This window comes from Prevotella sp. AM23-5 (assembly GCF_003473645.1).
Taxonomy (GTDB): domain Bacteria; phylum Bacteroidota; class Bacteroidia; order Bacteroidales; family Bacteroidaceae; genus Prevotella; species Prevotella copri_A.
In genome coordinates this window covers 28169-47295 of the sequence record NZ_QUCG01000015.1, presented here as the reverse complement: position 1 = coordinate 47295, position 19127 = coordinate 28169, and the positions used below count along the sequence as shown (strand labels likewise).

Here is a 19127-nt window from a genome sequence, read left to right as displayed (position 1 = left end):
TCTTCAATTTTTATAAAATTAGAATGTTGCGCTGATTGTAAATGTATAGCTTGCTGTGTATGGGCTGACAGAACGGATCATGAACTGACCAGACTGTGTACCACGCATAGACTCTGGGTTGAAGTTGTTTGGTAATGAATTCAACAAGTAACCCAAGTTACGACCAGTCAAAACGAAGCTGAGGTTAGAAGCACCAATCTTGTTGGCGATGCTCTGAGGCATACGATAGCTCAGGGAAACCTCACGCAATGCGATGTAGTTCAGCTCATGGAACCAGTCATTGTTCTTCCATACAGATGCACGACCCCATGAATTGTTCCAATAGTTCCATGAAGAAGCGTGCTGTGGATCAACAATTCCTCTCTTAACCAAGTCGGCATACAGCTCACCACCTTCAGCAATGGTATAATTACCTGTAGGAGTATTGATCGTTACACCGCCTGGCATGATTGCTTCAGGAATGATACCGTCATCATACTGCTTGCCATCCCAGATAGACTTATAGGTGATACCACCATGTGCAGCATCTGTTCCATTCAGTGAAGACTTTAAGTAACCGTAAGCGGTACCATAGTGAGAACCATAGATGGCAACCATACCACCGAAGCGCATATCAAGAGAAGCACTCAAAGACCAGTTCTTGTACTTCAAGGTTGTATTGACAGAACCCAGGAAGTCTGGCTGGATGCTACCTACCTCTTTCTCTACGCCTGAGCGTGAGTAGTATACGGCATGGCGTCCGTTGTAAGAAGCTGTCTCCAGGATAGGAAGACCGGTCTTCTCATCATAGTTAGGAGTTGCGTCTGACATCAGCAAACCATACTCACCACCCACCTTGGCAACAGAACCAATACGGAAGTTACCGTATGAAGGCATACCTACCAGGCTGATGTAGTTAGCTACGTTCTCGTGCAAAGAAACAATCTTAGACTTGTTCTTGGTGTAAGTGAAGTTCAAATCCCACTCCCAATCCTTGGTCTGGATAGGTGTTGTATTCAATGCAAGCTCCACACCCTGGTTCTGAATGTTACCAGCGTTAACTACCTGGTTGCTCAAACCTGAGATGCTAGGAACCGAGATAGACATAATCTGGTTCTTGGTGTTCTCACGATAATAAGTAGCATCAATACCAATGCGGTTGTTCAGGAAACGCCAGTCGATACCAACTTCCCATGAGTTCTTACGCTCTGGCTTCAAGTTAGAATCGTATAAAGTCTCTGGTACCTGCAAACCATAAGTCTTGTCAATACCATAGATGGTGTATGCAGAGTTGATTCTGTAAGCATCTGTGTCATTACCTACCTGAGCCCATGATGCACGGATCTTGGCAAATGAAATCCAAGATGGCAACTTGCCACGGAATGTCTCGTGAATCAACCATGATCCGGAAACTGATGGATAGAAGTAAGAGAAGTTACCATGCTTATCTGTATATACCAGAGATGAAGACCAGTCGTTACGGCCTGTTACATCCAGATATACCTGATCCTTCCAACTCAATGCCAACTGACCTGCAATAGACATGATGGTCTTTTCGCCAGAGATGGTGGCAGAAGCTTCAGGAGTCTCCTTAGAGTTTCCGATGAAATACTGTCCAGGAACAATCAAGCCGCCCTTGGTTTTCATGCTGCTCTCCTGCTGGAAGTTGTGGTAGTACTCTCCACGTATGAAACCGCTGATGTTGAAGTCGCTCACAGCCTTGTTCCATGAGAAGTTTGCATTCAGGTTAGTCTGCTCCTTGGTATATTGTCCAAGTCCGTAAGCACCACCTTCGTTGGCGTAACCAGAACCCAGCTCCTTGCTTTCGCTGCGCTTGTAGTAGTAGTTGTAGTTACCTTCGGCAGAGAACTTCAACCAATTTGTCAAGTCGGCAGTAACCTTCACGTTAGGGCGTACAGAAGTTTCTTTCTGAGAATATTCATTCTCATAGATGCTCCACCATACACTACGTCCAGGTGCATTACCATATTCGTCATTATATGCTGTGCTTGCCAAGCCTCCATGAACGCCCTTATAGCGTGATCTCCAATAGCGGGTATCATACATACGGCTGAATGTACCATCAATGAAGCACTCACCGAAGTTAGTCATGCCACCCTGCTTAGGATTAGAGTTGGCAAAAGTGATGCCTGCCTCAAGTTCTACCTTGTTTGTAATCTTGTGAGATGCCTTAGCCATCAAAGACAAACGGGAGAATGAGTTGTTTGGTGTAGTACCATTGGCATACTTGTAAGACATAGATGTATAGAAAGATGTCTTGTCGTTGGCACCAGATACGGCAATGTTGGTATTGGTGTTGAAGGCATCATCGTATGCATCTGTAAAGTTGTTCTTATATGGTGAATAGTTCACTGTTGAATAGTCGTAGAACTCGATAGGCTGTCCATCGAATTTAGGACCCCAAGACACACCGCCACCTCCATCTGGAAATGCTACAGAGCGCTTGCCGTCTGCGTTCAGGTAGAAAGAGTCGGTATCCTGCATATTGCCAGAAGACTTAAAGTTTGCATATCCTGACATATAACCATCACCACGAACATTCTGGAAGTCTGGACCACCATATACGTGATCGATACCGAATGTCTGAGAGAAGTTAATGCCGAGACCCTTCTTGCCCTTACCACTCTTAGTAGTGATAACGACCGCACCATTCAAACCGCGGGAACCATAAAGAGCTGTAGCGGCAGCACCCTTCAAAACTGATACACTCTCGAAATCGTCTGGGTTCAAGTTCTTCAATTCATTACCCCAGTCAGTATCGTTCTGGCTCCAGTCTGCATCACCATTCTTAACGCCGTTGTCAAGGATAACACCATCAACAACATAGATAGGCTGGTTGTTGGAGCTCAAGGTAGAAGCACCACGAATCAGGATCTTGGCAGAACCGAAGAGTCCACCATCAGAACCCGAGATATCCACACCGGCAACCTTACCCTGCAAAGCTGATACAGGGTTTACCAAGTTCTTATCAAGATTTTCTCCTTTCAATTCAGTAACTGCATAACCAAGCGCCTTTGTTTCGCGCTTCATACCCAAAGCGGTTACTACGACCTCGTTGAGGCTTTTCGCATCGTCTTTCAAGGTTACATTGAGTGGCTTGCCGTTAAAGACAACTTCTTGGGTCTCATATCCAACGTAAGAGATACGGAGTACCGTACCCTTCTTGACGCCTTTGAGTTCAAAGTTCCCATCCAAGTCGGTAACAGTACCTGTAGTCGTTCCCTTCACGAGAACAGAAGCACCAATGACTGTTTCGCCAGTAGCATCCTTGACGATACCTGTACATGTCTCGTCTTGCTGTACGTTCTGTACGCTGTTAACGGCAGGAATACCTGCGTAAGCAGCACCAGCAGAACCAACCATCAAGGCGAATGCCAGATTCATTGTTTTGTTAGTTTTTGCCATAATACAAACTTTTAATGTGATGAATATCTATTTATATTTAATTGTTCTTGCTTGAGATGTTTAATTTACTCACTTACAATCTGATTTTCTTTTATTAATTATCTAGGTTGGTAAGCTTTAAAATTTTAGGCAAAAATACGCAAAATTTATTAATTGATATAGGAAATGCTGTGAATATTTGTCGACTTTAGAACTATTTAACTAAAAAATAAGCTGTGACCGACAACAAACGGCCACAGCTTGCTAATTTTAACCTAAAAGTTTGCCAATGCTGCGCAACTTTGTGCGATATCCATAGATGGCAATCACCACGAAACAGATGAATGGAAGAATGAACGACGCATTGGTAGATGGCATTCCGAATACGGTATGCATATCGATGATGGATGCCTGCAAAGGTGGCAGGACACTACCGCCCAGAATTGCCATGATGAGACCGGCTGCACCAAACTTGGCATCATCGCCAAGACCCCTCAGGGCTATACCATAGATGGTAGGGAACATCAATGACATGCAGGCACTGACTGCTACCAGGCAGTAGAGACCCCAGATGTTGTGAAGGGCAATGACGCCAGCTGTGAAGCAGCCACCTGCTATCGCCAAGATCATCAGCAACTGTCCTGCGTTGAAGAAGCGGAGAATGAAGGTGCAGATGAAGCGGGAACAGCAGAACAGTACCATCGCTACGATGTTGAACTTCTGCGAGGTTACCTCGGCATCTATCTCTGCCATACCTTCCTGCATCAGAATGCGGGTACCATACTGGATGATGAAGGTCCAGCACATAATCTGCGCACCCACATAGAAGAACTGGGTGAATACGCCTTCACGATAGTGCGGCATGCGGAAGATGCGGCGTAGGGTAGGCATGAAGTTGATCTTGTTGTCTTTCTCGCTGTTCTTCGGCATCTTGGTAAACAGGATGATGAAGAAGATGGTGAGGATGACCAGACCGATAATCAGGTATGGATTGATCAGTACCGAAAGGTCGTATTCCTTGATTGCCTCAAACTCGCTATCCGAGAGATTGGCGCGCCCAGCCGTATCAAGCGGGTTGAGTTTTGCCTGGATAAAGTTCATCGCCACATACATACCGAGCAGCGAACCCATCGGGTTGAACGATTGTGCCAGGTTCAGTCGGCGTGTTGCCGTCTCCTCCGTTCCCATCGACAGGATGTAAGGGTTGCTCGATGTCTCCAGAAAGGAGAGTCCGCAGGTAAGGATGAAGTAGGCGAGGAGGAATGGATAGTATTCGCCCATCATCTTTGCCGGATAGAAGAGGAATGCACCGAAGGCATAGAGTCCTAATCCCAGCAGTACGCCTGCCTTGTAGGAGAAGCGGCGGATGAAGATGGCGGCAGGGAATGCCATGGCGAAGTAACCGCCGTAGAAGGCAACCTGTACCAGTGCGCCATCCGTAGATGACATTCGGAAGATCTTGGAGAATGCCTTCACCATCGGATTGGTGATATCATTGGCAAATCCCCACAGTGCAAAGCACGATGTGATTAATATGAAAGGTACGAGGTAGCTCACCCCGTCTTTCATCAGGATTGATTCTTTCTTTTTTGGTTCCATATTTCAGGTTAATATTGTCTGCGTTTATGTTTGTAGGGTAAATGTTCAGATGGATCAGATGCTTTGTCTTACCACAGCTCTCAGCTCGTCGATATCCTTGATTTTTCCCTTGGCAAGTGCCTGGGTCAGGATGTTGCCCATACCCGTAGCCTCTATAGGACCCGCAATGACTGGAACGCCCAATGCTTCGGAGGTGAGACGGTTGAGTAACTTGTTCTGTGAACCGCCGCCGATGATGTGCATACACTTGATTGGCTGCGGTAACATCTCGTTGAGGTGAGCGGTTGCCTCGGCATACTTGGCTGCCAGCGACTGGAGTACGCAGCGCACGATTTCTGCCTTGGTCTGAGGAACCTGCAACTGATGGGTGGCGCAGTAGTCGATGATAGCCTGCTGCATGGATGCCGGATTCTGGAACGCAGCGTCATCCACAGGGATGATGGCATTGATGTGAGCTTCTTCTGCCAGAGGGAGGATGATGTCGAACTGCTGTTCCTCGCCATTCTCCTTCCATTCTGCCATCAGTCTCTGCATGATCCAGAGACCTGTGATGTTCTGCAGGAAGGTGATGCGGCCGCCGATGCCGCCCTCGTTGGTAAACTCTGCCTTTCGGGCTTCCTCGGTAAGGATTGGCTTTTCTATCTCAACACCCAGAAGCGACCAGGTACCTGAACTGATGAATGCCATCGGGTATTCATCTTCTGTGGCTGGTACGGCTGCTACCGCACTGGCTGTATCATGAGAACCTACTGCAATGACATCCACTTCTCCGAGTCCGGTTTCCTCAGCGATGTCGCGGCGCAGCTTTCCCCTTACGGTGCCCGGCATCACGATCTTGCCGAAGATGTGGCGTGGGAGACCCAACTGGTCGATGGTTTCCCAATCCCAATCTTTGGTGCTGGCATTCAGCAGTTCTGATGTGGATGCGATGGTATATTCATTGTTGGCTTCGCCTGTGAGATAGTAGCTGAAGAGGTCTGGGGTGAAAAGCAGATGCGCAGCCTTCTCCAACTGTGGACTGTTGGCTTTCTTCAGACTGTATAACTGGAAGAGGGTATTGATTTCCATCACCTGCGTGCCGTTGATGGCATAATGTGCCGATGGATCAATCTGCTTGAAAACTTCTTCCGGCATTCCCTTGGTACGGGCATCGCGATAGCATACCGGGTTGCCCAGAAGGTTGCCGTCCTGGTCGATGAGACCGAAATCCACTCCCCAGGTATCGATGGCGATGCCATCCACCTTGAGTCCCTTGGCTCCTGCCATCTTCAGTCCCGTCTTCATATCCTCGAAAAGGGCGAGGAAATCCCAATAGACGTGGTTGCCTAATCTTACCTGTCGGTTAGGGAAACGATGGATGAGCTCCATTTCGAGCTTGCCGTTTTCTAGTTTTCCGGCAATCACTCGTCCGCTGCCTCCACCGAAATCTATAGCTAGATAAATCATAGTTATTTATAAATGTTTGGGTAGATAAAAGTTGTTTCGTATAAAAAGCGGTAGGAGAGTGCCCGTAGCGGGCAGCTTTCTCTCCTACCGCTTCTCTCATATAGAGGATAGAGGTTTATTGTTTCTTACCTAATACGTAAACCTCGAGATCGTCGATTTCTTCCGGTGTCAGTGTGGTGTATTTGCCGCCACTCTGAACGATGATTCTACAAGCCATCTCAAAGAACATGGCACGCTCGAACACCTCATCGAAATTCTTGCCGCAAACTACCTGTCCGTGCTTCAGCAAGAGAGCAGAGTTGTGATCCTTCAAGGCTGCGATGACAGCTGCTGCCAATTCTGGAGAACCTGGACGATAGTAAGGAATCACAGGGATTTCCTTGCCTACGTGGCATGGTACCTCTGCGGTTACATTGAAGTCTTTGGGAGTTTCCTGCATACAAGCTACAGCTGTTGCAAAAGGAGACTGGAAGTGGAGAACCACGTCGCAGTCAGGACGCTCACGGAGTACGCCGAGGTGGAATCCGCTCTCCATAGAAGGCTTGACACCATTGAGAACTTCGCCCGTTGCTACCAGACACTGAGATACCTTCTCCTTCTGGAGGCTAGGAACCCATGAACCTGTACCTGAGACAAGAGCCTCGTCGCCAATGCGCCAAGAAAGGTTGCCACTACTGCAGATGGTGAGAGCTGCATCGCCTACGCGGTGAGCCTGCTCCAGGAATTTCTGAATATGCTCTTCTGTAATCATTTTCTTTTTCTTTCTTTTGAATGATATTCGTACTGATGGTGTTACACCTTATTTATATATAGGACCGTAGTTCTTGCAAGCACGGAAGTCTGCACCTTCCTTGTCCATACCGAATGCGTTCCAAGATGCTGGACGGAAGATCTTATCGTCCTCTACATTGTGCATGCATACTGGGATGCGGAGAATAGAGCAGAGGGTGATGAGGTCGGCACCGATATGACCATAGCTGATAGCACCATGGTTTGCGCCCCAGTTGTTCATCACAGAATATACATCCTTGAATGGAGCCTTGTCGCAAAGGCGTGGTGCGAACCAGGTGGTAGGCCATGTTGGGTCTGTACGCTTGTCGAGAACCTTGTGAATCTCAGGATCAATCTCTACAGTCCAACCTTCTGCCAGCTGGAGCACAGGACCAAGACCCTTTACGTGGTTCAGACGAACCATGGTTACAGGCATACCGCCCTTGCTGAGGAAGTTGGAAGAGAAACCGCCGCCACGGAAGTAGTCACGGTTGGCTGGATACCAGGTAGTTGCCTTCAAGCACTTATCTACATCCTCCTCGGTCATCTCCCAAGGCTGCTTCATGATTGGGTTGCCCTCTGCATCTGTAGCCTGACCTGTACCGTCGAGTGTGGTAGCACCAGAGTTGATCAAGTGGATGATACCACCTGCTGCCTGACCTGTAAGTTCCTTACCGGTAACACGCTTCACAGCTTCTGGACTCCAGTAGGTACGAACGTCGCTGAAGATCTGAGCACGACCTGTCAACAGGTGGTTGAACAGCATAGCTACGCCGTTGCCTGCATCATTCTCAGTTGCGAGGATGATAGCCTCACGGATACCGTTCCAGTCGAATGAAGTATTGAGGAGAGCCTCAGGATAGTCGCCGTTAGGATAGAAGTCTGTCCACTGACGCTGTCCCTGGAAACCACCAGCGATGGCATTATGACCTAATGCTTCCTCCTTGAAACCTAACTCTTTCAATCTTGGGTTACCATGCATCAAGTCGCGCATGATGATAGTCATCTTCACGATGAACTCCCAGTCTGCATCCTTCTGCTCGCGGGTCTTTGCCTTTTCATTGTTGGCGATGTCCTCACCCTCATTGCACATACAGTGCTCGCGGGTCCATGCCATAGCCTTCTCGTACTCCACAGGGTCGTAGATACCCTCAGTCATACGGCGGATGATTTCTGTAAGGTCAACACTTTCGTTGCGCATACCGAGGTACTCCTGGAAGAAGTTAGGGTCAACGATGGAACCAGCGATACCCATGCAGGCACTACCCATAGAGAGATAAGACTTGCCACGCATGGTAGCTACTGCCTGAGCTGCTCTTGCAAAGCGCAGAATCTTTTCTGCTACGTCAGCAGGGATAGAGTCATCCTCCAAGTCCTGTACATCATGACCGTAGATGCCGAAAGCTGGCAATCCCTTCTGGGCATGAGCTGCGAGAACAGCAGCCAGATAAACAGCACCTGGACGCTCTGTACCGTTGAATCCCCATACTGCCTTAGGCCAGTGTGGATTCATATCCATAGTTTCTGCACCATAGCACCAGCAGGAAGTAACGGTGATGGTAGAGCCAACACCCTCGCGCTCAAACTTTTCTGCGCAAGCAGCACTTTCTGCTACACGACCGATGGTACTGTCAGCGATCACGCACTCTACAGGAGAGCCGTCGCCATTACGTAAATTCTCTGAAATCAGTTTGGCTACAGACTTAGCCAAATTCATGGTTTTTTCCTCGAGGCTTTCTCGTACACCTCCCTGACGTCCGTCGATGGTAGGACGGATACCGATTTTAGGATAGTTACTCATAATTCTTGTTCTTTAAGTTTTTATAGTTACTATATTTTATATACATTATATTATATGTAAGCACAAAGGTAGTGATAAAAACTGAATCTTATCACTACCTTTATACTTTTTTATATTTGTTTTTCTTTATTTAGAATTAAACTTGAATGCCAGAGGTTCATTCTTGAGTCCGGATGGAAGGGTAACGGTTACCTGATTGCCCTTGACGGTGTACTTGACAGACTTGCCGTTCTGCAGCAGAACCAGCTTACCCTTAGGCTTGTTTTCTGTCCAGGTAATGGTCTTAGGAGTCTTCTCTCCATCTTCCAGTGCATAGATGGCGTAGAGGGTCTTGCCATTCTTGTCGGCGGTAAACCATACCTTGCCATCATTATAGTGGGCTGCATTGACGGTAGAGTAAATAGCCTGACCGTTCTTGTTGAGCCAGCTTCCTATCCGCAGGAGGGTATTCACAACTTCCGGTTGCAGGGTTCCGTCAGCCTTCGGACCAACGCCGAGTGCGAGACATCCGCCCTTTGCTACAATTTCAGAGAGAATACCGATTACCTTGTTAGGTGACTTGAACTTGGCGTTAGGTGTCCATCCCCATGCATGGCTCAGGGTGATGCAGCTTTCCCAAGGAATATCGAGCTGCTTGGCTGGGATACCCTGCTCTGGAGTCTGATAGTTTTCATTCTTTCCACGAATGGTTCTATCTACACTGATCATACCCGGATTGCGCTTGCGGGCATCTACCAGAATGGTATCAAGACCGATTTCATCGCCGGTAATCCATCCGCCATCGAGCCACAGAATATCGATGTTGCCATAATCGGTGGTCAGCTCGTTGAGCTGGTTCTGGGTAAACTTGCGGTAGTTCTGCCACCAGTCAGGATGCTGCTTCTTCTTGTAGTTGATGCGGCGGTTAGGGGTTGCATAATAAGGGTTCCAGAACCATTTGCTGTGCCAGTCTGGTTTGGAGAAATAACAACCGATCATGAATCCCTTGTTTCGGTAGGCATTGAATACCTCCTTGGCGATGTTGTGGCGTGGATCCTTGCCGAAAGGTCCATGGGCAATGGAGAAGTCGGTATATTTGGTATCAAACATGCAGAAGCCATCGTGGTGCTTGGTGGTGAAAATCATATACTTCATACCTGCCTTTTTCATCACGTCAGCCCATTTGCCAGGATCGAAGTTTACTGGGTTGAGGGAATCTTTCTGGCTCCAGTACCATGCCTTGTCCTCCTCGTAGGTAGGTTTGCGCTCACGTACAATCCAGTCTTCCGAACAGATTGACCAGGATTCTACGATGCCAGGTACGCTATAGAGTCCCCAGTGCATCAATACACCGAACTTCTGGTCCTGCCAATGCTTGAGTTTGGTTAATACTTGTGGATCTGTTGGCCAGACGTAATCTTCTGTGTTTGACTGTTGGTGAACGAAGCTCTGTGCTTCCTGTGCCTGTATCTGGGTAGTGAATCCTGCAGATAAGGCAAGGCCGAGCATCATTAATTTGAAATGTTTCATATACCTTGATAGTTAAATTGAACGGATATATTGCCTGTTTCTTTTGCTGCATCAATCAAGTTTCCAAAGTCATCGCAGAACTCTGTCATCTGATGATAGAGCAGGTTGCTGCCTTTATCAGATAATTCTGTATCTGGCAAAGGACCGGAGTTGATGGCTACGGTGAAGATGTTGGCTGCTACACCGGCACGAACGCCCAAAGGAGCATTCTCTACCACAATGCCTTCCCAAGGCTGCAGGTTGCCAGCTTTCTGCAATCCCATCAGATAAGGATCTGGATTTGGCTTGCCTCGCTTCACATCATAAGCAGTTACGATATGCTCTTCATCGAGATATTTGCCGAAGTCATTGAGAAGTCTCTGGATGAGTGGGCGCTGACCGCTGCCCGTTACGACTCCTACCTGCATACCGGCTTCCTTGATCTTCTGCATGATTTCCTTCACACCAGGGAAAATCTCGGCGGTAGGCATGGAGTGGAAGATGCCTGTCTTCACATCATACATCTTCTGTGCTTCATCCTGTGTGATGTCGATACCCTTCTGTTTCTTTACCATCATCTGGATGGTGTCGATGCCTCGGGCTCCCTCGGTGGCATAGGCATCTGCGGCAGTCATGTGGATGTCAAACTGCTTCATTGACTCCTGCCAAGCCACGGCATGGTTGGGCATACTGTTATACAATACGCCATCCATATCAAAAAGAACGGCTTTAGGGTTGAATTCCCCAAAGCCGTGGTCTTTTAAGTATTTTGAAATAATTTCTTTCATCAATTACTTCTCGTTAGCCAGACGCTCCTGGATAGCCTTGCTCTCTGCCTCATAACCTGGCTTGTTGAGCAATGCGAACATATTCTTCTTGTATGCCTCAACACCTGGCTGGTTGAATGGGTTCACCTCTTCCAAGAGACCGCTGATACCGCAAGCCTTCTCGAAGAAGTAGATCAACTGACCGAGGTAGTAAGCGTTCAACTCAGGTACGTTAACCAGGATGTTAGGAACACCACCGTCAACGTGAGCCAGACGTGTACCGAGCTCAGCCATCTTGTTCACCTCGTCAACACGCTTGCCCTCTAGGAAGTTCAAACCGTCGAGGTTCTCATCGTCGTGAGGGAAGAGCAACTTCTCGTTAGGAGTCTCTACGCTGATAACAGTCTCGAAGATAGAGCGCTCGCCCTCCTGAATCCACTGGCCCATAGAGTGAAGGTCGGTAGTGAAGTCGCAAGCTGCTGGGAAGATACCCTTCTGGTCCTTACCCTCGCTCTCACCATAGAGCTGCTTCCACCACTCAGCGAAATAGTGAAGCTTAGGCTGGAAGTTGCAGACGATCTCAATCTTCTTGCCAGCCTGAGTATAGAGAGCCTGACGTGTAGCTGCATAGATAGCAGCAGGGTTCTCCTCGAAAGCTACGTCCTTGCCGCAAGCCTTCTCCATCTCTACAGCACCAGCTACGAGCTGCTTAACATCGAAACCAGCTACAGCGATAGGCAACAGACCTACTGGAGTCAAAACAGAGAAACGACCACCTACATTGTCAGGGATGATGAAGCTCTTGTAACCCTCCTTGTCAGCGCAAGTACGTGCAGCACCCTTCTTGGCATCGGTTACAGCAACGATAACATCCTTAGCCTCTTCCTTGCCGCGCTGATCCTCGCACTGCTTCTTCAAAAGACGGAAAGCGAGAGCTGTCTCAGTTGTGGTACCAGACTTAGAGATATTGATGACACCAAACTTCTTGTTCTTCAAGAAAGAAGTCAACTCGAAGAGGTAGTCCTCACCGATATTGTTACCTGCGAAGAGGATAGTAGGGTTCTTCTTGTCGTTTACGAGCCAAGCGAAAGAGTTGCCGAGGCCTTCGATAACGGCGCGTGCACCGAGGTAGCTACCACCGATACCTGCCACAACAACGACCTCACACTTTTCGCGCAATGTGTTGGCAACAGCCTGAATCTCATCGAGGAACTCAGGAGTGATAGAAGATGGCAAATGCAACCATCCCAAGAAACCGTTACCTTCACATGTGCCGTTCTCAAGAGCTTCCTGAGCGGCCTTTACCTTAGGCTCGTAAGCCTTTACTGCACCCTCTGCTAGGAATGATGCAGCCTTTGTAATGTTTAAGCTGATACTTTTCATTTTTCCTTTTTAATATCTAAATGAATGTGTTAATGTTTCTCCTTTATCTGAACGAGTCGGTCAAGAGCTTGATTTCGATTTGCGGACTGATACGTTCGTACAATATATTATATACGGCATCGAGAATCGGCATGTTGACGTGCATGTGGCGATTGATTTCCTTCATACACTTCGTGCCGAAAAATCCCTCGGCTATCATCTCCATCTCTATCTGCGCACTTTTCACGCTATAGCCCTTGCCTATCATAGTTCCGAAGGTGCGGTTGCGGGAGAAGTTGCTGTAACCCGTTACGAGCAGGTCGCCCAGATATACCGAATCGTACATACAACGGTCGATAGGGTGGACGGCAGTGAGGAAGCGATGCATCTCCTGTACGGCGTTCGACATGAGTACCGCCTGGAAGTTGTCACCATACTTCAAACCACCACAGATACCTGCTGCAATAGCATACACGTTTTTCAGTACCGATGAGTATTCGATACCGATGACGTCGCTGGAAGTTTTGGTCTTGATATACTCACTCGCCAAACAGTCGTTGGCGAAGGCATGCGCTTTGTCTGTGTCGCTGCAACCCACGGTGAGGTAACTCAATCGCTCCAAGGCTACCTCCTCGGCATGAGAAGGACCGCCGATACATGCCAGGTTTTCGTATGGTACGTCATAAACCTGATGGAAATATTCCGAGCAGACAAGGTTCTCATCAGGCACGATACCCTTGATGGCTGTGATGATGAACTTGTCGCTGATCCGTGTCTTGAGTTTCTTGAGATGGTTCTTCAGGTAAGGCGATGGGGTAACGAATACGAGTGTATCGTAGTTCTGCACTATCTTGTTGATGTCGGAAGAGAAGAATATCTCATCCACATTGAATCGTGCTGACATCAGATAGGCAGGGTTGTGGCCCATACGCTTGAAGTCCTCGATGCGGTCATCGCGACGCATATACCAACCTATGTGATGAGTATGGCCCACCACAATCTTGGCTATTGCTGTAGCCCAGCTACCGCCGCCAATTATCGCTATTTTACCGCAATTATACACCTTATTATATAATGTTAAGTGTTAAATGTTCTCAAGTTTTTTCAAGAATTAGAGAATTGGAGAAAAGATCTGAAATTCTCTAATTCTTGAAACGGAATAAACTTGATTTTATTTGTTTGCTGCGTCAATCCAGCCCTGGATGTCGTCAACAGAAGGCTTCTCGTAGCCGAGCTTGTACTTCTTGTTGATTTCTCCAATCTTCTGCTGGAGTCCCTGAGCCTTCTCTTCACGGATATCAGAGATGAGGTTGAAACCTGCCTTGCGGAGTACGTATGCCCAATCCTCTGGCACGCCAATCTCTGCCCATTCCTTGATGGTGCTCTGTGGCATCTTCTTCTCTGGCTTCATCTGTGGGAAGAACAATACCTCCTGGATGAAGGTCTTGCCGGTCATCAGCATTACCAAGCGGTCGATACCGATACCGATACCTGATGTTGGAGGCATACCATACTGGAGGGCACGGAGGAAGTCCTGATCGATGATCATTGCCTCGTCATCACCCTTGTCGGCAAGCTTCATTTGGTCGATGAAACGCTCTTCCTGGTCGATTGGGTCGTTGAGCTCAGAGTATGCATTGGCAAGCTCCTTACCGTTTACCATCAACTCGAAACGCTCGGTCAAGCCTGGCTTAGAACGGTGCATCTTGGTCAATGGAGACATCTCTACAGGATAGTCGGTGATGAAGGTTGGCTGGAGGAAGGTTCCCTCGCAGAACTCGCCGAAGAGCTCGTCAATCAACTTACCCTTACCCATAGTCTCATCTACGTCCATGCCCTTCTCCTTGCAGAATGCGCGGATTTCTTCCTCGGTCTTGCCGTTGCAGTCGAAACCGGTCTTCTCCTTGATGGCATCGAGGATAGGCAGACGGCGATATGGAGCCTTGAAACTGATGATGTTGCCATCAATCTCACGCTCTGGCTTGCCGTTGACAGCGATACAGATAGTCTCGAGCAACTTCTCTGTGAATGCCATCATCCAGTTGTAGTCCTTATACTGAACATAAAGCTCCATACAGGTGAACTCTGGGTTGTGGTTGCGGTCCATACCCTCATTGCGGAAGTTCTTGCCAATCTCATAGACACCCTCGAAACCACCTACGATGAGGCGCTTCAGATAAAGCTCGGTAGCAATACGCATATACATATCCTGGTCGAGTGCGTTGAAGTGGGTGATGAATGGGCGGGCTGAAGCACCACCGGCAATGCTCTGCAGGGTAGGAGTCTCTACCTCTGTATAGCCAGCGTTGTCGAGTACGCTGCGCAGGGTGCGGAGTACGGTAGCACGCTGCAGGAAGGTATCCTTCACGCCGTCGTTTACGATGAGGTCAACATAGCGCTGACGGTAACGCAACTCTGGATCGTCGAACTTGTCGTAAGCTACACCATCCTTGTACTTCACGATTGGGAGTGGCTTCAAACTCTTGGAGAGCAGGCACAACTCCTTGGCGTGAACAGAAATCTCGCCAGTCTGTGTACGGAAAACGAAACCCTTTACACCGATGAAGTCACCGATGTCGAGGAGCTTCTTGAATACAGTATTATAAAGGTCCTTGTTCTCGTCTGGACAAATCTCGTCGCGGGCGATATAGACCTGGATTCTTCCCTTTGAGTCCTGCAACTCAGCGAAGCTTGCTTTACCCATTACGCGGCGACCCATCATACGGCCAGCGATAACTACCTGGCGTGGCTCGTCCTCGTCCTTGAACTCAGCCTTGATATCAGTGCTGAATGCATTGGTTGGAAACTCTGCTGCTGGATATGGATCGATGCCCATCTCGCGCAATGTCTGAAGACTCTGTCTGCGAACGATCTCCTGTTCGCTTAACTCTAAAATGTTCATATTATATTCAGATATATCTTTATATTTTCTTATTTTGGTGCAAAAATACAAATAATTTTCCGAACTCGCACCCTATTTTTATGCTTTTTAATACAATAAGGTGATTTATCTATGCAAAAATTGCACGAGCCTATAGTTTGATGAAGATTTTCTTGTGATACATCCAGACTCCCATCACGGCGTGGATGGCTACAAAGAAGAGGGCGTAGGTGAGCGATGCCACATAATCATCGGTGATGAGGCTGTGAATGCCGGCAAAGATATCTGCCTTGATGCCGAAGCTGCCGAAGAGAATGGCGAGCGCCTCGCTCATCACATAGAGAAAGAGTGGGTTCATGCCAAAGGCGAGCAATCCCCTGGTCAGGATGTTGTCTTTCTGCGGCTTCTTCTGGCTGTCGCCTGTCGCAGCTGAATCGGTAGCAGCACCTCTTCCGTCGATAAACTGTACCAGGATACCCAATATCCAGGATGCGAATCCGCAGGTTACGAATACGTAGCTGGGACTCCAGATGCGCTTGTTGATTCCGAAACCTATCAGGGAGAGTCCGAATCCCAGGGCTACCATCACAAGACCTGCCACTTTCAAGACCTTGATCTTGGATTCTACAGTCTGCCCCGCAATGGAGATGTACTTGCAGCAGAGGAATCCTATCATCGTATGGGCGATGGCTGGAATCGTGCTCAGCAGTCCTTCGGGATCTACCGGACTTCTATGATAGAGATGGTCGATGCCGAAAATGCTTCTATCTACCTGTGCCAGGATGTTGATGGAGGCATCGTATGCATAGCCGTTGCCAAATACCAGGATTCCTATATAGATGACAATCAGTCCGATGATGGTATGGATGAAGTAACGGTGGTTCAGGGTGATGGCAAGCATAGCCACTACTCCGTAGCAGAGGGCGATGCGCTGCAGGACAGCCCAGATTCTGAGGTGGGCAAAGTCTAGCCCACCTCCGTTGCATATCATGTCAAACCAGTTGATGCCCAGACCGATGAGAAAGAGCAGGACGGTTCGCTTGGCAATCTTTCTGTAGATGGCGGCAGAAGGCTTGAACTCAGTCTTCTTCAGGGATAGAAAGGTGGACATTCCCATCATGAAGAGGAAGAAGGGAAAGACCAGGTCGCATGGGGTGAGACCATTCCACTTGCTATGCTCCAGGAAACTGTAGTTATGCTCCCCGCCATTGTTTACTAATATCATAAGGGCTACGGTGAGTCCTCGCATCACGTCGAGTGATTTTAATCTGTTCATATTTATCTGATGGATATCATGAATTACTTGATGAAATGAATGACTTCTTTGGCTATGTCTGCAGGATTTCCCTCTGGCTTCGAAGAGTATGGGTTCTTCTGCAGGGTCCAAGGCTCCTCCAGCGCATACCAGTCGATTTTCGGAGCACTAGGCAATGCCAGTTGGAAGAGTTCTGCGGATGTCTTGCCGGCATTCTTGCCACTGCCCAAAGCCTCGTAATCGATGTTCGTGCAAGCCGCCATCTGGTCGGCGAGGGCTTTCATATAGGTACTCCAGCGCTTGTAGTAGAAGTCCTTCAGCAATCCTTGCCATTCCTTATGTCCATAATCTCGCAAGCCTCCATCGTCGGCACAGACACGGTTGCCCCAAGTGGTTATCTGTACGCGGGCATTCCATTCGTAGAGGTCTTTCTCTGCTGCGGTCTTACCCAGGTTGCGCGCTTCCTCTATCCAGTGGCCCAGACGGAATTCCGGACGGGTGGCGAGCAACTTGTCCTGCAGCAGAATCATCTTCAGAAAACGGTCGGCATCCTTGTCAAACTCCTTGCGGGAGAATGATTGATAGTCGGCGATGGTCTTCCAGTACTGTTTGCGTCCCTGGTCGGCGAGAGCCTGTCGGCAGATATCTACCAGATCGTACTCATAGTTGTTGTTGCCACGGTATTTGTCTGCAACACTGGCAAAGAGGATGGCTGCCTGTCGGGTATCCTCTGGGTCGTAATAGTTGCGCATCTTCGACCAGCTGGAAACCTGGAAGTTGTTGAGCGAAGGGCGACCGCAGAAGATGCTCTCGTGAGTACCCTGCTGGTTGTTGCCCACCGGACAGTTGTAGATGCTCTGCGCCAGGAGCGCCCATGCCTTCTCGATGGTTGCATCGTGTACCCCATATCGGGCATAGCAGTATTCCTTGAGCCAGTCTTCCTTGGTAGTCTTCTCGGCACGCCAAGGCAGTTCGCTCATCAGTTCAAACATCACCGGGTTGTTTTCCGAACCTTCCATCGTAAAGCCCCAACCCTTGAGCGTTTCACTATTATGATTGCTTTCTCCCTTTTTTCCTGTTGCCAGATAGAAGTTGTTCAGCAGCTGGTCCATTCTTCCATGCAGACCCACATTGCCTCCGAAGTTCTCGAGCATACAGAAGAGCCACTGGTGCTTGCCGTAACCGCCATCCCGCTTCAGAATGCTAGGACCGCCAAACATCGGACGGCATTCTGAGAAGAGGTCGAGTACCAGGATGTCGCCAACCTTCAAGTCTTCAATCATCTGAGGGCGAGGGTTCTCGTTCCATCCCTGTACCACCCAGACCGCCTTTGGGTTGGCACGCTTCATCGCACTCATCAGCGCCTGTCCAGCCTTGGCATAATCTACGGCAGCATCATCTCCACTCTCATGGAAAGGATCCATCGAATAGAAATCTGATTTTCCGTAGAGCTTGGTCAGTTCCTTATAATATAAGTCGGCGATTTCTGTAAATCTGCTGTCGGTAGGAGAGAGGTTGGCAGGACGCTGGTAACCGTTCCACTTGCCGGCATCCGTCACGTTCAGTCCCAGTCTCTTCTTGGCATCATGAGGCACCATTCCGCAATAGCCCGGTAAGACTGGCTTCATGCCCATCTCTTTCATTCTGGCAAGAATCTTTTTCTGCAGGGTTTCCTGCTGCTTATACCAGTTCTGCGGCAACGGACCACCCCAGCCTTCCAGGTTGTTCATTTCCCACCAGGCAAGAAAGGCTGGTCCGGCGATGAACTTGCCCACTTCTTCCTCAGAATAACCGAGTTTCAGGAGCATATTGCGCCATACGCATTCTGTGCCCACGGCAGCCAGCGGCATATTGATACCATGCAATGCCATCCAGTCTATTTCTTTCTGCCATCGGTTCCAATCCCAGAAAGCCATCGTATAAGAAAAGGTGCAGTAATTGAAATCGTAGCGAAGCTTGAGGTCGGTTTCATGGCGCTCTTTCTGTTTTACGGCAGGAAGAACGTTTGGCAATTTTTGGTTCATATTGTTCCAGGTGATGTGGATGCCGGCATGGTGTTTCAGATACCAGTTGATGCCCACGGCAATATTGACCCAGGAGTTGCCTCGGATGATGATAGGATTGTTTTTGCCTGCTGGTTTAGGCGCAGTGGTGTTCTTGCCATTTCCAGCCTGGTCTATCTCGAAGAAATCCTTGTCTGATTTTACAAGGATGGTCTTAAACTTGGCAGCAGCCCCCTTGTCGATTCGATTCAGAAGATCGTCTGCCGGATTAGCGTATGCGCCCAGAGTAACGGTGCATAATAGTCCTAGAAGTAATTTTTTCATAAAATTGTTTGTTGTTGTTTCAATATGCTGCAAAGATAGTGGAAAA

The 19127-nt window shown here is 48.5% G+C and carries 12 protein-coding genes; all 12 read right to left on the bottom strand.

What is annotated here, in order from left to right; genetic code table 11:
* Positions 1–18 precede the first annotated feature (18 nt).
* The 12 genes from DW657_RS05620 to DW657_RS05565 all read right to left on the bottom strand — a co-directional run bounded on the left by DW657_RS05620 (position 19) and on the right by DW657_RS05565 (position 19081).
* Positions 19–3405, bottom strand: a complete 3387-nt coding sequence (locus DW657_RS05620) for a SusC/RagA family TonB-linked outer membrane protein (protein WP_118311735.1) — start codon at positions 3403–3405, stop codon at positions 19–21.
* Positions 3406–3654: 249 nt separating this feature from the next.
* Positions 3655–4983 carry an L-fucose:H+ symporter permease gene (gene fucP, locus DW657_RS05615; protein ID WP_118311734.1) on the bottom strand — a complete coding sequence of 443 codons (1329 nt, stop codon included), beginning with the start codon at positions 4981–4983 and terminating at the stop codon, positions 3655–3657.
* A 54-nt stretch (positions 4984–5037) separates the two neighbouring features.
* Entirely contained in the window at positions 5038–6429 is a 1392-nt protein-coding gene (locus tag DW657_RS05610) for a rhamnulokinase family protein (RefSeq protein WP_118311733.1), read from the bottom strand.
* Positions 6430–6544: 115 nt separating this feature from the next.
* Positions 6545–7180 (bottom strand): class II aldolase/adducin family protein, encoded by a 636-nt coding sequence (locus DW657_RS05605; protein ID WP_117661511.1) that lies wholly within the window; start codon positions 7178–7180, stop codon positions 6545–6547.
* Positions 7181–7228: 48 nt separating this feature from the next.
* A complete protein-coding gene (gene fucI, locus DW657_RS05600) occupies positions 7229–9001 on the bottom strand; it encodes an L-fucose isomerase (protein ID WP_089545289.1) in 1773 nt (590 codons plus the stop codon).
* 126 nt (positions 9002–9127) lie between these two features.
* Complete coding sequence (locus DW657_RS05595) at positions 9128–10510, bottom strand: alpha-L-fucosidase (protein WP_118311732.1); 1383 nt, start codon at positions 10508–10510, stop codon at positions 9128–9130.
* Positions 10507–11277, bottom strand: coding sequence for an HAD family phosphatase (locus DW657_RS05590; protein ID WP_118311731.1), 771 nt, complete (start codon positions 11275–11277; stop codon positions 10507–10509). Before DW657_RS05590 ends, DW657_RS05595 begins: the two co-directional genes overlap by 4 nt.
* A gap of 3 nt (positions 11278–11280) precedes the next feature.
* Positions 11281–12639 carry a glucose-6-phosphate isomerase gene (locus DW657_RS05585; protein ID WP_118311730.1) on the bottom strand — a complete coding sequence of 453 codons (1359 nt, stop codon included), beginning with the start codon at positions 12637–12639 and terminating at the stop codon, positions 11281–11283.
* Positions 12640–12682: 43 nt separating this feature from the next.
* Entirely contained in the window at positions 12683–13681 is a 999-nt protein-coding gene (locus DW657_RS05580) for an NAD(P)H-dependent glycerol-3-phosphate dehydrogenase (protein WP_089545285.1), read from the bottom strand.
* Positions 13682–13789: 108 nt separating this feature from the next.
* Entirely contained in the window at positions 13790–15520 is a 1731-nt protein-coding gene (gene lysS, locus DW657_RS05575; protein ID WP_118311729.1) for a lysine--tRNA ligase, read from the bottom strand.
* A 130-nt stretch (positions 15521–15650) separates the two neighbouring features.
* Positions 15651–16781: an acyltransferase family protein gene (locus DW657_RS05570; RefSeq protein WP_118311746.1), complete on the bottom strand. Its 1131-nt coding sequence runs from the start codon at positions 16779–16781 to the stop codon at positions 15651–15653.
* Between the two features lie 17 nt (positions 16782–16798).
* Positions 16799–19081 (bottom strand): alpha-N-acetylglucosaminidase, encoded by a 2283-nt coding sequence (locus DW657_RS05565; protein ID WP_118311728.1) that lies wholly within the window; start codon positions 19079–19081, stop codon positions 16799–16801.
* Positions 19082–19127: the final 46 nt, after the last annotated feature.